This window comes from Psychrobacter sp. I-STPA10 (genome assembly GCF_021012795.1).
In the GTDB taxonomy this organism is placed as follows: domain Bacteria; phylum Pseudomonadota; class Gammaproteobacteria; order Pseudomonadales; family Moraxellaceae; genus Psychrobacter.
This window is the reverse complement of record NZ_VFYU01000027.1, coordinates 1-19763: the sequence shown is the minus strand read 5'-3', so window position 1 is coordinate 19763 and position 19763 is coordinate 1. Positions and strand designations below refer to the sequence as shown.

Sequence of the window (19763 nt, the reverse complement as noted above, 5' to 3'; positions counted from 1 at the left end):
ATAATATAAAAAATAATCATGATTTTTAGTTTAAAATTCAATCATAACAAACACTTTTATAGATTTAATTTAACCTAACTTAATTCGCGTCGTAGCTGAGTGATGGCATGCTCAAGCACTTCTAGACGCGCGGTGCGTTTATCATTGGTAGCGACGACATGCCACGGTGCCCGTTTGCTGTGGGTTCTGGAGAGCATGTCTGAAGCAGCTTGCACATATTGTGACCATTTATCTCGATTGCGCCAGTCATCTTCGGTAATTTTAAACTGCTTATGTGGGGTGTTTTGTCGTGCATCAAAGCGTTTGAGTTGTTCTTTTTTATCAATGGCAAGCCAGTATTTGATGACAATATAGCCTGAATCACACAGATCTTGTTCAAAGCGCACGATTTCTTCATAGGCACGTTGCCAGGCAGGATTACTGGCAAAGCCCTCAACTCGTTCGACCAATACCCGTCCATACCAACTACGGTCAAAAATAGCAACACGGCTGAGACGATGATCATTATCTTTTGGTAGCCGTGTCCAAAATCGCCATAAATACGGATGTTGTAATTCAATATCGGTAGGCGCAGCGATGTTATAAATTTGATATTCTCTTGGGTCAAGTGCAGAGACCAAACGCTTGATAGCACCGCCTTTGCCAGCAGCATCCATGCCTTCAAACACAAAGACAACATGGCGTTGATCGTTTGCTGAGTCTGATCTTGAACGTAATAGGGAAGCTAAGGTTTGTTGTTTTTTCTCTAACTGATTTTTATAGTCTTCTTTGTCCATATCTGGGTCAGTAATATCAACCAACTCATCAGGAATATCTGCCCATTCAAAAGTCTTAAATTGTTGTTGGTAGTGATTGTTACTGATAGTTGTACCATCTGCTTCTGGACTTTGGCTATTGACAATGGCTTGCTGCATTGCTTGTAACACTTCATGGGCAAACTGTCTTTCGGCGGCTTTACTGTCCGTGCCATCAATAATTATCCAATCCTCTTGAGTACGTAGTAATGTACGAGCCACTTTGTTAAAGTCAGCGAGCGCTTTTTTATCCCTCCAATCAAGATGATAGAGCCAAGTAGGATCAGCGATGTCATCATTGAGCCGCTCATTGAGGGTGTTTTCGTCGATATGAAACCAGCATTTAAGTATTTTGGTGTGGTTATTGGCAAGGTCTGCCTCAAAGGCTTGTAGTTTATTGAGCTGTTGGATGAGATAATCTTCCCAATCATTTTTACTGGGTAAGTGGTTCGGTAGTGTCGTTTTTTTGTTTTTTTTACCAGTTTTTTTTGTACCACAGTTGTTATTATATTCTGCGCTTCCCATCGCAGCTAATACAGTATAGATTAAGTCAGCATACCAATTACTAAAATAGGTCAAAACATTGCCATGGCGTGGCAGTTGTGAGACATGAGGTTGCCAAACTGGTTCACTGGGGGAGGGAAATTGGCTGATGCTGGCTTCTACTTTGAGCAGACGAGGATCAACCCATTGGCGTAGTTGGGTGACTGCACTGCCTTTTGCTGACATCTCCATACCATTTACCAGTATCAGTAGACTGGTGGGTTGTCCTTCGAGGCGAGTTTGGCGTAACGCATATTGCGCTTTGATCAGAGCAAGGCGTAGGGCGTCGTCATCAAGGCGAAACTGGCTTAAAGGATCAGTATGAATGTCTAAACTGGCGAGATTAGGATTGCTAAAGTCCTCAGGTTTATCCTGAGAGTTGTGATTATCACTACTGTCACGATTGTGTTTTTTTGCCATGATGATTTCCTGTCGGATTAGATCTTAGGATTCGGTTTGTTATGAGTAATATGCCATAAAATGGTTAAAGCCTGTCAATGATGATATTGTGTCAGTTGTACCTTATAAACCCACTATAACAGACACACTATTACAGTTTGCCATTTGAATTGTAGGTATTTTTATTTTATCTTGCCATGTCAGTCGTACTTTATTTTATTAGGATGAATGCTTTATGTCTTCTTTGTCTGATTTGCAAATCTATATTCATGATTTTTGGCAGCTACCATATCATAATGATGCAACCTTAGAAAAAAAACTTGATGAAGTACAATCATGGCAACGAGCACGTATGGCAAAAAGCCATGAGCGTTTGTTTTCTGAGCCTAACAATCAACCCATGGCACAATATTTTATGCACAAGTTGTATGGAGGTGAGGATTTTAAAGTACTTGCTAAGCAACTTGAACGTATTGCACCTAAGGCACAAAAATTAGAAAAGTTTGCCCCTGCATCTGCGCTCGAAACAGGGATATTAGGTATCCAGTCTGCGATTACTGCCATTGAGCTGGACATGCACCTTGCGCAGTGGTTATTGGCACAGGATGACGAGGTCAATGAAGCCAATATGCTCAAAGCCTATCTTGCCGTCAATGAGGGCGAGCAAAGGCGTGAGCAGATTTATGCGGTCAAAGATCTGTGTTATCGCACCGATAAATATTTGAATTCGTTTATGCTACAAAAGGCGTTTGCATTGGCGAAGGGTACGGCTTATCGTTATAACTATCAGCCTTTGTATGATTTTATTGCTGCTGGATTTGCGGCAATGAAACCACTACGTAGTGTCACCCAGTTTATTGAGCCATTTTGTGAGCGTGAGCTTGCCATTATTGATCATGTGCATGACAGTGAGCGGGTACAATATGACGGCAGAGTAGATCCTTTTGCTGTATGATAATGGTCTAATTTAAGATACTTTATTTTTAATTTTATTTTGAATTTTTATATGACATATTTTAGATAGGACAATAACATGAGCACACAATCTGAGCTACCTGACGCAACGTCAAGCACCCGCCAAACCGATGGCATTCAGGATACCTTAGTAAAAGATAGTATCAATAAGGCACAAACGCTAAATAGTAAAGTACAAGATAGCTTGCAAAGTTCGGTAAGTGACAGTCAATTTACTGATGTCAATGAGCTACCAAAAGGTACGCCACAAGGGCAGCAGCAGACGCAAGCAGGTTATGTGCCGCCATCAGAAGATACTTACAATGCAAATCAGCAAAGTAGTCAGCCTCGTTTCAACCCTCGTGATGACATCAATAACCCACACACCCCTGATACCGATGGATTAGAAGAAACCCACTTTGGTTTTCAAAAAGTCAAAAAAGCGGAAAAACAAGCAAGGGTTGCAGATGTGTTTTCATCGGTTGCGAAAAAATATGACATCATGAATGACTTGATGTCGTTTGGTATTCATCGCTTATGGAAACGCTATGCCATTAGCTTATCTGGTGTGCGTGCAGGACAACAGGTATTAGACATTGCAGGTGGTACGGGTGATTTGGCGAAAGTGTTTAGTCGTGAAGTTGGTCGCTCAGGTCATGTGGTGTTATCTGATATCAATGAAGCCATGTTAGAAGTTGGGCGTGAACGTCTAATCAATGCTGGTTGCAATAATGTGGATTTTGTACTTGCCAATGCCGAAACGCTAGCACCCTTTGCTGATAATTCGTTTGATTTGGTGACCATCAGCTTTGGTCTGCGCAATGTGACCGATAAAGATGCAGCCCTACGCTCTATGTATCGGGTGCTTAAGCCAGGTGGGCGTATGTTGATATTGGAGTTTTCTAAGCCAATATTTGAGCCACTATCTAAGGCGTATGATTTGTATTCATTTACTGCGCTGCCATTAATGGGTAAAGTGGTGGCAAATGATTCTGAAAGCTATCGTTATTTGGCAGAATCAATACGTATGCACCCAGATCAGCAAACATTAAAGCAGATGATGCAAAATGCAGGCTTTGAAAATTGTGATTATCATAATTTAACAGGTGGTATCGTTGCGGTACATCGTGGTTTTAAAAAATAGATTATCCACGAAAGTAAAAAGCTTAGTTGTTTGTTACTAACTGTGTTTTGACTAACTATAGATGGATATAACACCATAACAATAAATAAGGCGATAGAATTATGCTCACTGTATTATTATTAACTGGCATTGAAAAGCTGATTAATCTTGCCATAGCCAGTGATAAGATTACTCAGTCAGGCTTGCAGCCGTTATCAGGTAAAGTACTACGTCTCAATATGCAAGTACCGAAACTGAGCATTGATGTACTATTTAATGAAGATCATCTGCGCTTTGAGCCAGTGGTAACAGACAGTGTTTTTGAGCCCAAAGGCAGTGATTTATTTACAGAGGATACGGCTGGTACTGTTGATATGAATACGCTGCATGAGCGCAAGCAGGCACAGCAAAGCTATGCTTCGCTCGGACATGATGAGCCTGACTGTACCATCACTGTCGCCAATGTAGCGGAACTATTAAACCTGATGCGTGCACCTGAGGGTAATTTGCCTATTGAAGGTGATTATAAGGTATTGATGCAGGTCAAACAGTTGATTGCAGGTTTTGACCCTGATATTGCAGGACAGCTTGAGCCGTTGATTGGTGTACCATTGGCAAGTCAGTTAGGACTGCTGATTAATCAGCTGAAAGGCTCAGTAAAACAAACTGCCAAACACACCTTTGCTGATGTCAGTGATTGGGCAAATGAGGTGGCAGGTAATGCGAAGGTTGACCCCGAGCAAGAAGCAGAGGTCAATGATTTAAAGCAGCAGCTCCTTAGATTGCGCGCGGATATTGAGCGAGAAGAAGCCCGCCTTGCTGCTATTAAAGCTGAGCAGCAAAAATATCGCCAAGACTAAAATAAAATCTATTAATATCAATAATTTATATTGATACAAAAGTTTTATTAAATTGCCCAATATCTAAGAACAATCTTTAAGACCCAAATTTAAGACCAATAAACCTATGCTTTTATCTCACCGTCAACGTCTGCTTAGCTTATGGCGCATCGCTGCCAAACATCGACTGGATACGCATCTGCCTGTCACCGAAGTGCCACAGTTACAGCCCATTGCTCGTGCCATTAAATCCCACCCTGCGGCATGGGGTAAAAAACACCAAGACAATGGCGTGAAGTTGGCTATAGAGGACATGGGAACACTGTTTTTAAAATTAGGGCAACTGTTATCCACCCGTCGAGATTTAGTGCCACCTGCGATTATTGAGCAGTTGGTACAATTGCAAGATAAGGTCAAACCCTTCGCTGCTGAGATCGCGGTGGCACAGATAGAAAATAGCAAAGAGGGGTTAGGGCAGCCGATTGACAAGATGTTTGCTCGTTTTGATATGAAGCCATTGGCGGCAGCGTCGATTGCACAAGTACATACCGCTGCTTTTCATGATGGGCGTGAAGTGGTGGTCAAAGTGGTGCGTCCTGATATCCGTACCACCATCATGGCAGACTTTGAGCTATTACGAGATATGGCACAGTGGGCATCGGCACGCATTGAGGCAGCAAGGGCAGTGCGTATCATTGATTTGGTAGAAGATTACCGTCAGGTGATGCTCAATGAGCTGGATTTGACCTTGGAGGCTGCCAATACCACTTTGATGCGGCAAAATTTCTTAGGCTCATCGCTGATGTATGTACCCGAGGTATATGCTGCCAGTAAAAGTGTGATGGTGATGGAGCGTATTCAAGGCGTACCAATTTCCCAGACACAAGTATTCGATAGGCTTGGCTATGATCGGGCAGCATTGGCAGAAAAAGGGCTGACCATCTTTTTTACCCAAGTCTTTCGGGATAATTTTTTTCATGCCGATATGCACCCTGGAAATATCTTTGTTGAGGTATTGCCAGAAAACATTGAAAATCCAAACCCACGTTATATCGGTCTAGATTGTGCCATCATGGGTGAGCTATCAAAAGCTGACCAGATGATAGTGGCACGTATGCTATTGTCAGTGATGAACAATAACTTTACGGCATTGGTTGATATTGTTAGCCGAGCAGGCTGGATACCTCCCAATACTGACAAACATGCGTTAACTCGAGACATGCGCCGTACCGTGTCGCCGATGCTTGCCAAACCGATTAATGAGATAGATTTTGCAGGCGTGCTGATGCAAATTCTAGACATTGCCCGTCGCCACCATATGAGTATCCCACCACAGCTTATGCTGCTACTTAAAACCTTAGTGCATGTGGAAGGATTGGGGCGAGATTTGTACCCTGAGCTGGATATTTGGTCACTGGCAAAACCCATTTTGACAGGTTGGGTCAAAGAGCAGCTTGACCCTGTACGTCATATGCAGCAGATGCGTGAGCAGTTGCCTGAGCTACTATTGGCAACTGCCGAGATGCCAAAGCTGGTTGACCATGCTTTACAAAGCATGGCAGCACAAGGGGCAAGACAAGATGAGCAGCTAAGAGAAATACAGCTAATACGAGCAGATATGCTCAATGAGCGCAGACGAGATTGGATAGCTTTGATTGGCGTTGTGGTTAGTATTGCCATTGCTACGCAAGTGGTGGGTTGGTTATCGCCTGTATTTTATATCTTCGCAGTATTGTTTGTATTATGGCGATTGTTGGGATAGCCATAGCGTTCACATGGCGGTGGTTAACGCTGTTTACGCCGCGCCACCAAATCAATCTCGGGGAATTTCCAATCGTAGCGAATGGCTAACATGCGTATGACAAAAATAGACAGCATGGTAGAGATATCAATCAACCACTCTGGTAGAGCCATTGCGCGCATCACAAAAAATACCCCACCACCTAATAAAGCGGCAGTGATATAAATTTCTTGCTGTAGTACCAGTGGAATCTCATTACATATCATGTCACGAATGATACCACCAACAATAATAGTAATCACCCCAAGAAGCAGTGCCACAGGGATATTTGTGCCCATACTTAAGGCAACTTTGATACCAATTAAGGTAAACGCAGATAGCCCAATGGTGTCCGATAACTTTAAAAACCAATCGACATGGCGTGATTCTGGGTGAAAAAACACTTGGAAGAGAATGGAAGTAACAGTGATGACGATTAGATAGTTCATATCTATCATCCAAAATAGAGGATGACGGTCTAAAATCACATCACGTACTGTACCGCCACCAATGGCAGTGACCATCGACACCAGTAGGCAGCCAAAGACATCAAAGTTTTTGTGTTTAGCAAGGATAGTTCCAGAGACACTACAGGCAACAATACCAATCATATCAAACAAAAAAATCAATGATTTTGGGTCAAAGGTCGTGCCTAAGTATTTGGGAAGCTCGCTATTAAGTGGATTACCCAACATGGCAGCAGACATAGTAGACAGGGTGTTGGGCGTGCTGTCTGCTAATATGGGCATGGCAGTATATAAAATAGTAGACAATAAAAGCATGTTATTTTACCAAGCGAATAGATGGCAGATGCCAGTCAAAACGCAGTGCCAATATCCGCACCATAAAAATGACACCAAGCATAATAAAATCATTTAGTCCTGTATAAATACCAAAATAATCTAACAACAAATAAACCAGCGCACCGATGACACTGGCAGTAATGTAAATCTCTCGCTGTAATACTAACGGAATTTCATTACAAATGATGTCACGTATCATGCCACCAATGATGGCTGTCCATACCCCCATCATAATCGCAATAAGTGGTGATGTACCTTGGGCTAAGGCAACTTTAAAGCCAATCACACTAAAAGCAGCTAAGCCAACCGCATCAAATATTTTTACCGCGGTGTCTATTTTGTGATAAAGGTGAAAAAATATCTGTAATATTAGGGAAGTAATGGTGATGACAATGACATAGTTTAAATCCGTCATCCAAAATAGGGGGTGTCTGTCTAGTGCCATGTCCCGCAAAGTACCACCACCAATGGCATTTGCCATTGATACTAAAATACAGCCTGAAATATCAAATCCTTTATGCTGAGCCAATAGCGTACCAGCAATGGCACATGCAATCACGCCCATCATATCAAATAGATATAGCAAAATATCAGGAGTAAAAAAATTATCAGGCATGAGTAATAGTCAGCGTTCGCAGCGATAAAAAACCGCTATGGTAGCAAATAATAAGGTGAAACATAACCATAGATACTGACTATGAGTTATTAATAACAGGTTGTACTAGGTATTTGTTGGGTGCATTGGTGTACTTAGCCTTGCTGTTGTCGCCATTTAAGCAGTTCTGATACGTCATTTTTGATACCCGCTTGCAGTGCTTGCAAATCTGTATAATTGCGCTCAGCATGTAAAAAATGCAAAAAACGTACATTGAGGTTTTTATTGTATAAATCGCCACCAAAGTTGGGAAAATGCACCTCTAGTCGCCAGTCGTGCGGTTTGTTGATGGCAGGGCGCACCCCAATGTTGGCTGCACCAAATAAACTGTGCGCTCGTAGCCCTGCAATACCGTTTTTCTCAGATTGTTCAGATTGCTCAGAATTGTGATAAAAGCCATTTTCGATGACATTGCCATCATCATCGACCACCACCACATCGACACCATATATGCCATGTAGGGCAGGTTTGATGCGATTGAGGGCAACATTGGCAGTGGGAAATGCCAATGTGCGTCCGATTTTATCACCTGAGATGACTTGTCCGGTGATGCCATAGTCATAGCCAAGTAGGTGGTTTGCCGTTGCCAAATCTCCTTGTTGTAGACATTGGCGAATACGGGTGGAGCTGATGCGATTATCGATTGTTTCATTAGCCATTTTATTATTCGCATTATTAGTATTGCTAGCAGGGGCATCGGTGACAGTATGTAGATTGGTCACTGGTAAACCGTAATTGCGTAAAAAAGTGCTGTCGCCTGTGCGGTCATGACCAAAACGAAAATCATCACCCAATACCAATGCCTGTACGCCAAGTCGTTGCAGCAACATATCGGCAAATTCACTGGCAGATAACGAGCGAAATGCATCATCAAATCTGGCGACAATAACCATATCGACACCATTTTGCGCTAACAATCGCTGTTTTTCTTGCAAGGTGCTGAGACGAGCAGGGGCGTTATCAGGCATGCCATTGAGGGTGGCAAAATATTCGCGTGGCTGTGGCTCAAATATCATGACAGCGGTGGCAAGTTGTAATGGCTTAGCGATACTGCGTAGCTTGGCAAGCATGGCTTGATGCCCACGGTGCACACCATCAAAATTGCCAATGGTCAAAGCACTGGCTGGCAGGGTGTGAGCGTCAATCAGCGCATCAAGATGATAGGTTTTCATAGGCAATAAAAATTTAAAATAAGTGAAAAAAAGCACAGATAAGCAGAGAAACTGATACTACTTATAAAGACATAAGATAAAAGTGGTGCTCATTATAAAGTAAAATAGGTACTGCCGACTAATTTGTAGTACAGGTACGTTGATAAAATTATGGTGAGCGATAAAATGGGACATAACCGCCTAAAAAATACAAACAAGCGATTGCAATTAAATGATGCATTGGCGATTTATCATGCTGCCGAGTCAGACTTAATGCAGATTGTGGCGATTTATAATCAGAGTATTGCTGGCAAGCAGTCTACTGCAGACTTGCAGCCAGTGACGCTAGCGCAGCGGCAAACATGGTTTGAGCAGCATCAGCCAGAGCATTATCCTATTTATGTGGTCAAAGATAAACAAGGTAATATGACAGCGTGGGGCAGTTTTAGCCAATTATATCAACGTCCTGCCTATCACATTAGCAGTGAGATTAGCATCTATGTGGCAGATGAGTATCAGCGTCAAGGCATTGCTCGTCAGCTATTGTTGTGGATGTTACAGCAAGCACCGAGTCTGGGCATTTACAATATTGTTGCACTAATATTTGCGCATAATGTGCCCAGTATTCGCTTATTTCAAGCATTAGGATTTGAGCAATGGGGCAAACTGCCACAAATCTGTGATATGAATGGCTTTTATGCCGATGTGTTGATGCTTGGCAAGCAGGTATAATCAAGCAGACATGACAGACACCGTATGGAGTCTGCTACAGCCTGCTTGTTGTGGTTGGCTGCTAATTCACTAACTGCCATGACGTTATTTTCCAACTGCCATTATCCTCTTTTATGAGCTTAAATTCAGCTTCTTTTGCTGTGCTACTGATACTAAGATACACTTGCGCCTGCACCTTAACTTGAGTTTTATCTGCATTATAATCAGCCTTAGTTAATACAACCTGACGCGTATATTGCTGTAATAAGGGCTGAAACTTGCTGAGTTTTTGGGTCAGATTGGGCGTGTTATTATCAAAATAGCCCAAGGCTTTGGCAACATCAGCATAATAAAGCGTATTTAAAGCCTGCATTAGCGTTGCTTCGGGTGAACCTTTTAAGAAAAAATTAGTCTTTGCATCTTCTATGTTCAGTCGATTAATCACAATATTCATGGCGTCCATGGGAATCATGCTGCTATCTGCACTAACTGCTGTATTATCTGATGTGCTTTGTTGTTGTGCTTGTTGCGTTTGCTGTGTGGCAGTCACGGTTGTTTGATTGACTGGCATTGTATTTTGGCAAGCAGTTAAGGATACACTGGCAAGAAAGAGGGTGCTTAATACATAAAGCTTAGAAAATGGCATTGTTGTCCCTTAAAAATAATGGGTTTAGACGTAAAATAGCGTTTTAATTAAGTCTTGAATCTAAGAATTATTAAAATGCTATTTTACCCAAATTTTGGCTTAACGTGTGTTTGATTGCAGACTACTTAGTATCTGGCTGGGTATCTTGGCTGGTTTACCTCAATTTTATTGCTTAGCCATGTTTTAGTTGACGAGGACGAAACCCAGTTGCTAGTAATACCACTCCATATACCACGGCACCTAACACACAGATAATCAATAACGCAATGATGCGTTGCCACTGTGCGCCATGCGTTGGGAAGTAGGGAAGGGCAAAATAAAGCGCCGTCACCATGGCAATGTTGGAGAGCATAAATTGCCCCAACATTTTTTTCCAATGCGCTTCAAAACGAAAGATGCCCTTTTTTTGTAAAAAATAATATAACAAGCCAGCATTAACAAATGATGCTCCTGTGGTTGCCAGAGCTAAGCCGCCATGTAATGGTAAATCAATCAGGTAAAATAAACCAATAAATATTAAGCTAAATATCATATTAGCCACCACTGAAATCACACCAATTTTCACTGGCGTTTTGATGTCTTGGCGGGCAAAAAATGCAGGGGCAAAGATTTTAATCAGCATAAATCCCAAGATACCACCCGCCATACTACGCAGAGCTAAGCCACTCATACCTGCATCAATCAGCTTAAACTCTCCTCGCATAAATAATGCCTGCATCAATACATCTGAGAGCATAAACATGGCAGTGGCAGCAGGAATACCCACTAAGATAATCAGTCTAGCTGCCCAGTCTAAGGTTTTTTTAAAGCTGACATCATCTTTTTTGGCTTCACTAGCAGACAGGCTGGGCAAAATCACTGTACCAATCGCCACACCAATCAGCCCTAAAGGCAGTTCACTTAAACGCTCGGCAGCGTATAGCCATGACACCGATCCGCTCATCATCAGTGATGCCAAAATGGTGTTAAGTAGTAGGTTAATCTGAGTGACGGATACCCCAAAAATTGCAGGTAGTATCAAGCGCAAAATACGCTTCACCCCTTCGTGTTTAAAGTCAACTTTTGGAGCGACCAATAATCGCTGTTGCCAAAGCTGAGGCAACTGAATCAGTAGTTGTAGTAGTCCAGCCGCAGCGACTGCATAGCCAAGAGCCATGATGGGTGTATCAAGCATTGGTGCAACTATCAGCGCAGCACCAATCATACAAAGATTTAATAGTACGGGGGCAAAGGCAGGGGCAGCAAATCGACCATAGCTTTGTAAAATACTACCTGCAAAGGCTGTCATCGAAATAAATAATAAATAAGGGAAGGTTAAACGTAGCAGCTCACTGGCAGTATTAAACTGTACTGGATTGTCTGCAAATCCAGGTGCAAAGAGGGTGATGACCCATGGTGAGGCAATAATAACAATGGCGGTCAACAGTGATAAAATGAGTAGCAGTGCGCCTGAGGTGCGACTGATAAGAATCTGTACTTCTACTAAGTTAAAGCGTTCTTTGTACTCGGATAACACAGGCACAAATGCTTGGCTAAATGCCCCTTCTGCAAATAAACGGCGCAGAAAGTTGGGGATTTTAAAGGCGACCAAAAACGCATCCATCAAGCCACCTGCACCAAAGACGCTCATTAGTACCATGTCTCGTACCAATCCTAAGATACGAGATAGCATGGTCATGGTGCTAACGACCATGGTTGAGCGGAACAATCGACTTTTTGCCATAAAAAACCAATGCCTTGTATATTAAAGAATTGAGCGGATTATAGCACCATATATAAAGGTAATGATGGATTTAGTGTGGAATGAAAATGCACAAACTGTGAAGTGATGATTGGTGGTGATGCAAATGCTGCAATGCACTTTAGTTATGTCAGTTATGTCATTAGCTCTGCAACCATTTTTCTGAGTTTTGCCCATGCAAAAAATTCACCAGGGTCAGTTTTGCGTATCGGTGCGATGTCGCTGTGTCCTGTTAAGTGGCGGCGTGTTTTAGGGTAGGCTTGATAAATCGCCACAATAAGCTGTGCTAATGTCTCATATTGTGCATCAGTAAATGGCTGAAAGTCTGAGCCCTCCATCTCAATACCAATCGTATAATCATTACATTCAGGCTTGCCTAAATAACTAGAACGCCCGGCATGCCAAGCTCTATCGTTAAAATTAACAAACTGGGTGATGCTGCCATCTCGCTCAATAAAAGCATGTGCTGACACTTCTATACCTTCGATACTTTTAAAATAAGGGTGTGCCTCCCAATCTAAAGTATTAGTAAACAAGGCTTTGACATAATGCAATCCATTGGCATCGGTTTGTGTAAATTCATCGGGTGGTAAGCTGATATTGTGAATCACGATGGCATAAATATCACCATCATTAGGACGGCTATTGAAGTTGGGAGAAGGCAACCATTGTAAAGAGTCGTGAGTCGCTTGTAGCTTGCCATCTATGATGTGCATGTTGTCTTTTTTTTGTGCTGTTATCGGTTTTTGGCTATTTTTTGGCATGAGCTTTATCAGTCATTGTTAGTGGTTATAATCAGTGGTTATGTTAGAGGTTATGTGTTTAACAGGTAAGCGTATGAACAATGGGCTAAATAAACGGGCAACAGTGGATAAGCTTAGAATAAAGTTGCTGTGATTGTAAGTTAACTGCTTAGTTTTTATTTATTTTATCTGCGTCTAAAACTTGTAACAATTGCAAACAGTGATAGGACAGTATGGCTACCATCTTCTATAATATAGTCTGCCTAATGTAAATCCACCACGGTGTTAACCTCACTCGATGTACTATTTGTACTATCTTCATTCGGTTGCCTTGTGGTGAAATTATATTAGATTGACTATATCCTAATAAAAACTTAATCACTTAATCATCAGTAATCCGTCACCATTATAACGCCAACCGCTCCTATTGAGTGTGAGTTTAACTTATGCCACCATTTTTTAATAGCAAACACACATGCACGGCTTTGGCTGTCCTATCTATCATGTTATATAGCAGTATCAGTCATGCACAATCATCGCAAAATCAAGCAGCTATGGAAGTGATAGCCAAGGCGCAGCGTCTGAATTTAGCAGCCACACCCACGTGGCGGCAGATGTTGTATTTTTCTACATCAGCAGCTAAAGACAATGCAGCAGCCAATACGGCAACCAGTCAAGCGCGAAACTCTCCTGTCAAGCACAATTTTTTTGTTAGTGTTGAGGGGGAAAATAATCCGCAAGCTGAGCTAGATGCCATGCTTGAACAGCTACTGTCTGCCAGTGATGCACAAAAAGGAGATGATTCGCTGCAATGTCGTTTTCCTGCACGTACCCATTGGCTACGTCAGCAGCTAAATTTGACTGAGACACAATTGCCATCAGCAAACTGTGCCAAATTCGATGCTTGGATGGCAACTATAAATCCTTATCAGTTATCCATTGTATTTGCTGAAGAGTATTTAGATAACCCTGTGTCTAGCTTTGGGCATACAGTGATGCGGGTAGATTCACCCCAAAGTGCCGCTGATAGGTCACAGCTTGCTGATGCCCATGCAATTAATTATACCGTTAATGGTAATAAAGACGACCCCTTTATTTTATATAGCATTAACTCGATGAAAGGTAGTTATCCAGGTGAATTTAGTGTGCAAAGTTACACCGATAAAATCAAGCAATATCAGCAAGATGAAGGACGAGACATTTGGGAGTACAGCCTAAATTTAACCCCTAACGAGGCGCGTCAAGTGATGCGCCATGTATGGGAAATCAAAGATTTGTCTTTGCCTTATTATTTTTTAACCGATAATTGTGCTTATGAGCTGCTACATCTGATTAATATTGTGCGTCCCCAGATGGATTTGACTAAAGATTTTGCTACTGTCACCATTCCTGCGGATATGGTGCGTACACTCAAGCAGCAAAATTTGATTACCGCAACACATTATTTACCTGCTGCGCAAAGTTTGGCACAAGCACAGCAAAATCTGCACTATTATATGCCACGCTCAAAATCTGCCGTAGTGACAAATAATACCAACACGCCTACCATTGTTGCTGCCAATAATAATCCACTTGATGCACATGAGTTAAAGCGTTTTTCGGTGGCAGTTGGGCAGCAAAGTGGCAAAGCTAACTATATGGAGCTTGGTGCACGGGTAGGCTACCATGACCCCCTAGATGCTCCAGCAGGATATCCCAGCTATTTTGATTATGAAGTGTTGTCTGCCAAATTACGCCTATTTGCTGACAACAGTCATACTTCTAAGCAAGCAGACAATCAAGCGGTAGAAGTCGAAGCGTTAACCTTAATACGGGGGCGATTATTAAATCCAGTTAATGGGGTTAAAAAAGGCAAAACATGGGGGCTGAATATACAAGCACGTCAGGTCAGTGAAGGGGTAGGGGAGGTAGATTATAATCGCCATCTTGTTGCCAATTTGAGCGCAGAAGTGGGTAAGTCTTTTGCTTATGGTGCACCTGTGGCAGATATCAGTGATAATCAAGTGACCGCCATTTCTGCCGAGCCACCACCGAATGTGTGCTATGGGTTAGCAACAGCAGCAACTCAAGTGGGTAAAGGGCTTGCCAATGGTTATCGTATTGGTACAGGGGTGCTGGCTGGCTGTAGGCAGCAATGGACGCCGCATACCCGCAGTACAATAGAAGTGGCAGCACCCTATTGGTATCATGGCAGCCATGCAAAAGCAGGCAGCAATGGTTATTGGCAGCCCACTGCCAGTATTGGCGTGCAGCATGATTTAAGTAAAAATTCTGCCATCAGACTCAGTGCCACACACACTTGGCAGCCCAATGATTTGGCAGATAATAGCGACATACAGCTATCGTATTTACACCACTTTTTTTAACATATATTAATCACGATAATTATTTATCATAAAAACAAAAAGAGGCAGATATGGCAACAAATTTTTTGATTATAGGGCAAGGGGATATTGGTTTACCTGTGACCAATGCCTTGGCAGCACAAGGCAAAGCAGTCACAGGGCTGGCAAGAGGTGTGCAAACAAACTATGAGTTGCATGCTGCTGCTCAGTTTTTACAAGCCGATGCGACACAATTAACCGCTGAACAATTGCAGCCATTTAGCCATATTGCCATTATTGTTACCCCGAATGAGTATTCAGAAACAGCGTATCGTCATACCTATCTTGGTATTGCTGAGCATATTGCTGACTTGGCAGATCATTTGCCTAATTTGCAACGCCTTGTGTTTATCTCCTCGACTGGGGTATATGGACAAGATGCAGGTGAATGGATAGATGAAACCGTACAGCCACTACCGCCAAAACGTCAAGGCTCGCAATATATCTTAGCTGCTGAGAAGACACTGCAAAACGCATTTGTCAACAAAACTATTATCATTCGTCCCAGTGGCATCTATGGTAAACAGCGTTTGATGCGTATCCGTCAAGCTCAAAAAGCAGATAGTATCATATTGCCAGCGTATGAGTGGACAAACCGTATTATCGATACCGACTTGGTAACGGTTATTGTGAAGGTATTAACACTGACCGATAATACCAGACTAAAACCCCTATATATCGCCACTGACTATCGTCCTGTGACTTCTTATGAGTTGACCTGCTGGCTGTGTGAGCAGCTAGGGACAGCACAGCCAAGTATTGATATGACAAAAGGCGCAAGTGGCAAACGCTTACATAGTAATATCCCGCTTGACTGGCTAAATTATCCTGATTGGCAGTTGGGTTATCAACTTATTTTAGCTACATTATAAAATGTGCTTTATAAAAAGTGTAATCTATATTACTATTACTTATTAGCAACCATTATCATATTGATTAAATTTGTATCATTATACAGAGAGTTCATTTTGATAAGCCGTATATCTTTGCTACACTAGATTGGTTTTAAACTTAGTAAGACAGTTTGGTGAGTAGAATATTTGATCTAAATGTGCAACTTAAAATCACTTTAAAGAATTTTAAGTATAGGAAGGGAAAGACACATGTCTGCAGATAATAAAAATGAAAAAGCTGATGATGAGTATTCAGTGGATTTGCCACCATTAGCACAAAGACGTGCAAATATCAGCATGGAAGCTGCGCATAATGTGACTAAAAAATCATCCAACCCTTTTCTTCAACAGCAACAGCAAAAAAATCAACAAAAACAAGCACCTTACGTTACTATTAACCCCAAACAAACTGAGCCACCAATTAATCACCCTAACTTTCATAGTGACTGCCAACCATTAGATCCTGATCGTCCTTTGAATGACATACCCATGCCTGCTCCACGGCAGATAAATCCGATGATGCAGTTATATGGCATCAATATTGAGCGTCAAACGTTGCAAGAGGATAATCTGCTACAAAATGAGTATCGTAACAATGACGAAGCGCAAGATGCTAAGCCATTATATTCACAATGGCAGTTAATTGACTCACCTGCACTGGCATCTTATTTGGGGTTACTAAAAGCAGGTGGGCTTATCAATATACCTGCCAGTTTTTATCGTCACCCCAATCCTGACTCTGCAAAACCATTGCTTAAGCCATTATATCCTTTATCGGCGCAAGCGGTAGCACTGGACATGGCAGATATTCATGCAGCCATACAGCAATACCCGCATCTGACTCGTTATGGTTTACAGTCAAAACCTCAGTACCATCATAATCATCATCATGCAGCAAAAAAATTTGCTGCTGGTTTAGCACAATTGACAGACTTAACACAGCTTGCTTTGGCCATGCCAGAGATGCTCAATGATGGTTTTGCACCTAACTGGGAAGTCATTTTGTATCCCGAACGCTTTGATAATGGTGTTGACAGTTTAGCCACCGACTTACTGGCATGTCGTTTGGCTGTGCATGTACTTGGGCAATGTGAGATGCGTCAAAGCATCAATCGCAAGCTTTGTGCACAGCAGATATGCCAATATATGCGCAGTTATTTACTCAGTCAGTGCCGTCTATCGGGTCACAGTGCTGATGATTATCGTCATATACGCCTGTATGCTGGACATGTGATTGTTGCTGCTATTTACTTAGGATGGCAAATACAGGTTAGTGAGAATAATTGTGTGTATTTTGCTGTTTCATCACGCTCTGCCTTATTTACACGCTATCCTAATTTATTTGAGTATTATATTGATGGTTGGCAGTAATAAAATTAGGTAAAATAGCGCACTTAAAGTAAACATCATCATTTATTCATGCAATCCGTTCATTTAAACTCTCTTCTGTAAACACCTAAATTGTTTGCGACTTGATTTTGCAACTAATATAAACTAACCACTCATAATCATTTATATGCTAGCCATTTATAGTTAGTCACTATTGCTATTTCTATCAAATAATCAACTAAGGATCATCATTATGACAAGTACAGAGTTTTCACCAACAAAATTTATTGAGCTGGCACTGGACAACCATGTGCTAAAGTTTGGTGAATTTGTTTTAAAATCTGGGCGTATCAGTCCTTATTTTTTTAATGCAGGGCTATTAGCCACAGGTGAGATGCTGTCAGTACTTGCCAAAGGTTATGCTGATGTATTGGCGCAGCAGATAAAAGCTGCTGACCATCAAGCAAATCCAAATAATGAGTTGGTTATTTTTGGTGCAGCTTATAAAGGCATTCCGTTTGTGGCAGCCACAGCACAGGCATTATGGTTGCATCATGGCATCAATACTGAGTGGGGCTATAACCGTAAAGAAGCCAAAGACCACGGTGAAGGTGGCAAACTTGTGGGGGCATCGCTGGCAGGAAAATCGGTTTGGGTGTTAGATGACGTGATTACCGCAGGCACTGCCATGCGTGAAGTGGTAGAGATTTTGACCGAAGCAGGTGCTAGTGTTGCTGGTATTTTGGTTGCCTTAGACCGTAAAGAGCATGGACAGCAACAAAGCTCAGCCATTCAAGAGCTGTCAGAAACGCTTAACGTTCCTGTACAAGCTTTGGTAGATATTGATGATATTATTGAGTATGTACAAAAACATGGCAATCAAACTCAGTTAGCAAAAATGCGTCATTATCGTGAGCAGTATGGAGTTTGATACAAATATACTAAAAAACAGTGTCGATAAATAGCATTGATAACGCCACTTTCAATGTCAACCCCCTCCTAGCCTCCCCCTTAAAAAATAGGTAGGAGATGGCTTTTAAGCACTCTCCTTAACTCAAGGGGAGGGTATGGGAGGGGGCATATATAACTGTAGAAAATAAAGTTGAGAGTGGCGTATTGATAGATAATAAATACAATCAGTAAAAAATTAGGAAACCTTATGTCAACTTCCGTTGAATCTCAAACGCCCAGCTTAAATATTTTGGTGGTGATGGATCCAATTGAGCAGGTCAATTATAAAAAAGACACCACCCTTGCAATGATGTGGGCAGCCGAGGATAGAGGGCATCAACTGGCATACTGCCAAATTCATGATCTGTGGTTGGATCAAGGCGCATTAAAAGTTGATGCGCAGCGTTTACAAGTACAGCGTGATCCGGCTAATTTTTATCAATTAGCAGACAAAAAGACGCAGCCAATTAGTGAGTTTGATGTCATTTTGATGCGTAAAGATCCACCATTTGATATGCGTTTTATCTATGCCACTTATTTACTCGACCATGCCAAAGCCGCAGGCGTGCTGGTAGTCAATGACCCACAAGCGATACGTGATTGTAACGAAAAGCTATTTGCCACATGGTTTAGTGAATATATGAGTCCGACCATTGTCACAAGCAAGCAGACACATATTCGTAAGTTTATTGCTGAGCAGACAGACGTTATCGTCAAGCCTTTAGATGGAATGGGCGGCACAGGTATTTTCCGTTTGACTAAAGACAGCCCCAATATTGGTGCAACCCTAGAGATGCTCACCGAGCTTGAGAGCTTGCCGATTATGGCGCAGCGGTATTTACCACAAATTAGTGAGGGTGATAAACGCATTTTAATCGTTGGCGGCAAACCAATTGACTATTGCTTGGCACGTATTCCTAGTCAAGGGGAGACACGAGGTAATCTTGCAGCAGGTGGGCGCGGCGTTGCCATGCTAGTCAGTGAGCAAGAGATGGCGGTTGCTAACGCAGTTGCACCTATCTTAGTTGATAAAGGCTTATTGTTTGTGGGGCTAGATGTGATTGGCAATCGTATTACTGAGATTAATGTCACCAGTCCTACATGTGTGCGTGAGATTGATACTCAGTGTGGTACAAACATTGCGGCAGATTTTATCAAAGTGGTTGAGCAGCAATATCGGGCAAAAAAACAAAACGCTTAGTGGCTGTTTGTTTTTGTTTTATATACCTCACTCTCAACTTCAACTCCCTCCTAGCCTCCCCCTTAAAAAAGGGGAGGAATAAGTTTTAAGTCCTCCCCTTACTTCAAGGGGAGGGTTTGGGAG

The 19763-nt window shown here is 42.1% G+C and carries 17 protein-coding genes; 10 read left to right on the top strand and 7 right to left on the bottom strand.

Going from position 1 to position 19763, the window contains the following annotated elements; all coding sequences use genetic code 11:
* Nucleotides 1-74 precede the first annotated feature (74 nt).
* Nucleotides 75-1757, bottom strand: coding sequence for an ATPase (locus FHK89_RS13240; RefSeq protein ID WP_230661223.1), 1683 nt, complete (start codon nt 1755-1757; stop codon nt 75-77).
* A 214-nt stretch (nt 1758-1971) separates the two neighbouring features.
* Here FHK89_RS13240 and FHK89_RS13235 point away from each other — a divergent pair, with 214 nt between their 5' ends.
* From FHK89_RS13235 to FHK89_RS13220, 4 genes are all read left to right on the top strand, one after another.
* Nucleotides 1972-2691, top strand: coding sequence for an FFLEELY motif protein (locus tag FHK89_RS13235; protein WP_230661221.1), 720 nt, complete (start codon nt 1972-1974; stop codon nt 2689-2691).
* 204 nt (nt 2692-2895) lie between these two features.
* A complete protein-coding gene (ubiE, locus tag FHK89_RS13230) occupies nt 2896-3834 on the top strand; it encodes a bifunctional demethylmenaquinone methyltransferase/2-methoxy-6-polyprenyl-1,4-benzoquinol methylase UbiE (protein WP_230661343.1) in 939 nt (312 codons plus the stop codon).
* A gap of 101 nt (nt 3835-3935) precedes the next feature.
* Complete coding sequence (locus FHK89_RS13225) at nt 3936-4673, top strand: ubiquinone biosynthesis accessory factor UbiJ (protein WP_230661219.1); 738 nt, start codon at nt 3936-3938, stop codon at nt 4671-4673.
* 106 nt (nt 4674-4779) lie between these two features.
* Complete coding sequence (locus tag FHK89_RS13220) at nt 4780-6414, top strand: ABC1 kinase family protein (RefSeq protein WP_230661217.1); 1635 nt, start codon at nt 4780-4782, stop codon at nt 6412-6414.
* 23 nt (nt 6415-6437) lie between these two features.
* Here the strand turns inward: FHK89_RS13220 and FHK89_RS13215 are convergent, their stop codons facing one another.
* The 3 genes from FHK89_RS13215 to ribF form a co-directional block, all read right to left on the bottom strand.
* Nucleotides 6438-7127, bottom strand: coding sequence for a trimeric intracellular cation channel family protein (locus FHK89_RS13215; RefSeq protein WP_442966603.1), 690 nt, complete (start codon nt 7125-7127; stop codon nt 6438-6440).
* Nucleotides 7128-7215: 88 nt separating this feature from the next.
* On the bottom strand, nt 7216-7851 hold the full coding sequence (locus FHK89_RS13210) for a trimeric intracellular cation channel family protein (RefSeq protein ID WP_230661213.1): 636 nt from the start codon (nt 7849-7851) through the stop codon (nt 7216-7218).
* Nucleotides 7852-7985: 134 nt separating this feature from the next.
* Complete coding sequence (gene ribF, locus FHK89_RS13205) at nt 7986-9062, bottom strand: riboflavin biosynthesis protein RibF (RefSeq protein ID WP_230661211.1); 1077 nt, start codon at nt 9060-9062, stop codon at nt 7986-7988.
* Nucleotides 9063-9212: 150 nt separating this feature from the next.
* On the opposite strand from ribF, the gene FHK89_RS13200 reads away from it, so the two are divergent.
* Nucleotides 9213-9773, top strand: a complete 561-nt coding sequence (locus FHK89_RS13200; protein ID WP_230661208.1) for a GNAT family N-acetyltransferase — start codon at nt 9213-9215, stop codon at nt 9771-9773.
* A gap of 61 nt (nt 9774-9834) precedes the next feature.
* On the opposite strand, the gene FHK89_RS13195 is transcribed toward FHK89_RS13200, so the two are convergent.
* The 3 genes from FHK89_RS13195 to ampD form a co-directional block, all read right to left on the bottom strand.
* Nucleotides 9835-10398, bottom strand: a complete 564-nt coding sequence (locus FHK89_RS13195; protein WP_230661205.1) for a hypothetical protein — start codon at nt 10396-10398, stop codon at nt 9835-9837.
* 172 nt (nt 10399-10570) lie between these two features.
* Complete coding sequence (gene murJ, locus FHK89_RS13190; protein WP_230661202.1) at nt 10571-12121, bottom strand: murein biosynthesis integral membrane protein MurJ; 1551 nt, start codon at nt 12119-12121, stop codon at nt 10571-10573.
* A gap of 152 nt (nt 12122-12273) precedes the next feature.
* Nucleotides 12274-12855 carry a 1,6-anhydro-N-acetylmuramyl-L-alanine amidase AmpD gene (gene ampD, locus FHK89_RS13185; protein WP_230661339.1) on the bottom strand — a complete coding sequence of 194 codons (582 nt, stop codon included), beginning with the start codon at nt 12853-12855 and terminating at the stop codon, nt 12274-12276.
* A gap of 473 nt (nt 12856-13328) precedes the next feature.
* Here ampD and FHK89_RS13180 point away from each other — a divergent pair, with 473 nt between their 5' ends.
* From FHK89_RS13180 to gshB, 5 genes are all read left to right on the top strand, one after another.
* Complete coding sequence (locus FHK89_RS13180) at nt 13329-15248, top strand: Lnb N-terminal periplasmic domain-containing protein (RefSeq protein WP_230661199.1); 1920 nt, start codon at nt 13329-13331, stop codon at nt 15246-15248.
* 50 nt (nt 15249-15298) lie between these two features.
* Nucleotides 15299-16138: an SDR family oxidoreductase gene (locus FHK89_RS13175; RefSeq protein WP_230661196.1), complete on the top strand. Its 840-nt coding sequence runs from the start codon at nt 15299-15301 to the stop codon at nt 16136-16138.
* 231 nt (nt 16139-16369) lie between these two features.
* Entirely contained in the window at nt 16370-17530 is a 1161-nt protein-coding gene (locus FHK89_RS13170) for a hypothetical protein (protein WP_230661194.1), read from the top strand.
* A 211-nt stretch (nt 17531-17741) separates the two neighbouring features.
* Nucleotides 17742-18419 carry an orotate phosphoribosyltransferase gene (gene pyrE, locus FHK89_RS13165; protein ID WP_230661191.1) on the top strand — a complete coding sequence of 226 codons (678 nt, stop codon included), beginning with the start codon at nt 17742-17744 and terminating at the stop codon, nt 18417-18419.
* Nucleotides 18420-18647: 228 nt separating this feature from the next.
* Nucleotides 18648-19640, top strand: coding sequence for a glutathione synthase (gene gshB, locus FHK89_RS13160; protein WP_230661189.1), 993 nt, complete (start codon nt 18648-18650; stop codon nt 19638-19640).
* The last annotated feature ends 123 nt before the right edge of the window (nt 19641-19763 follow it).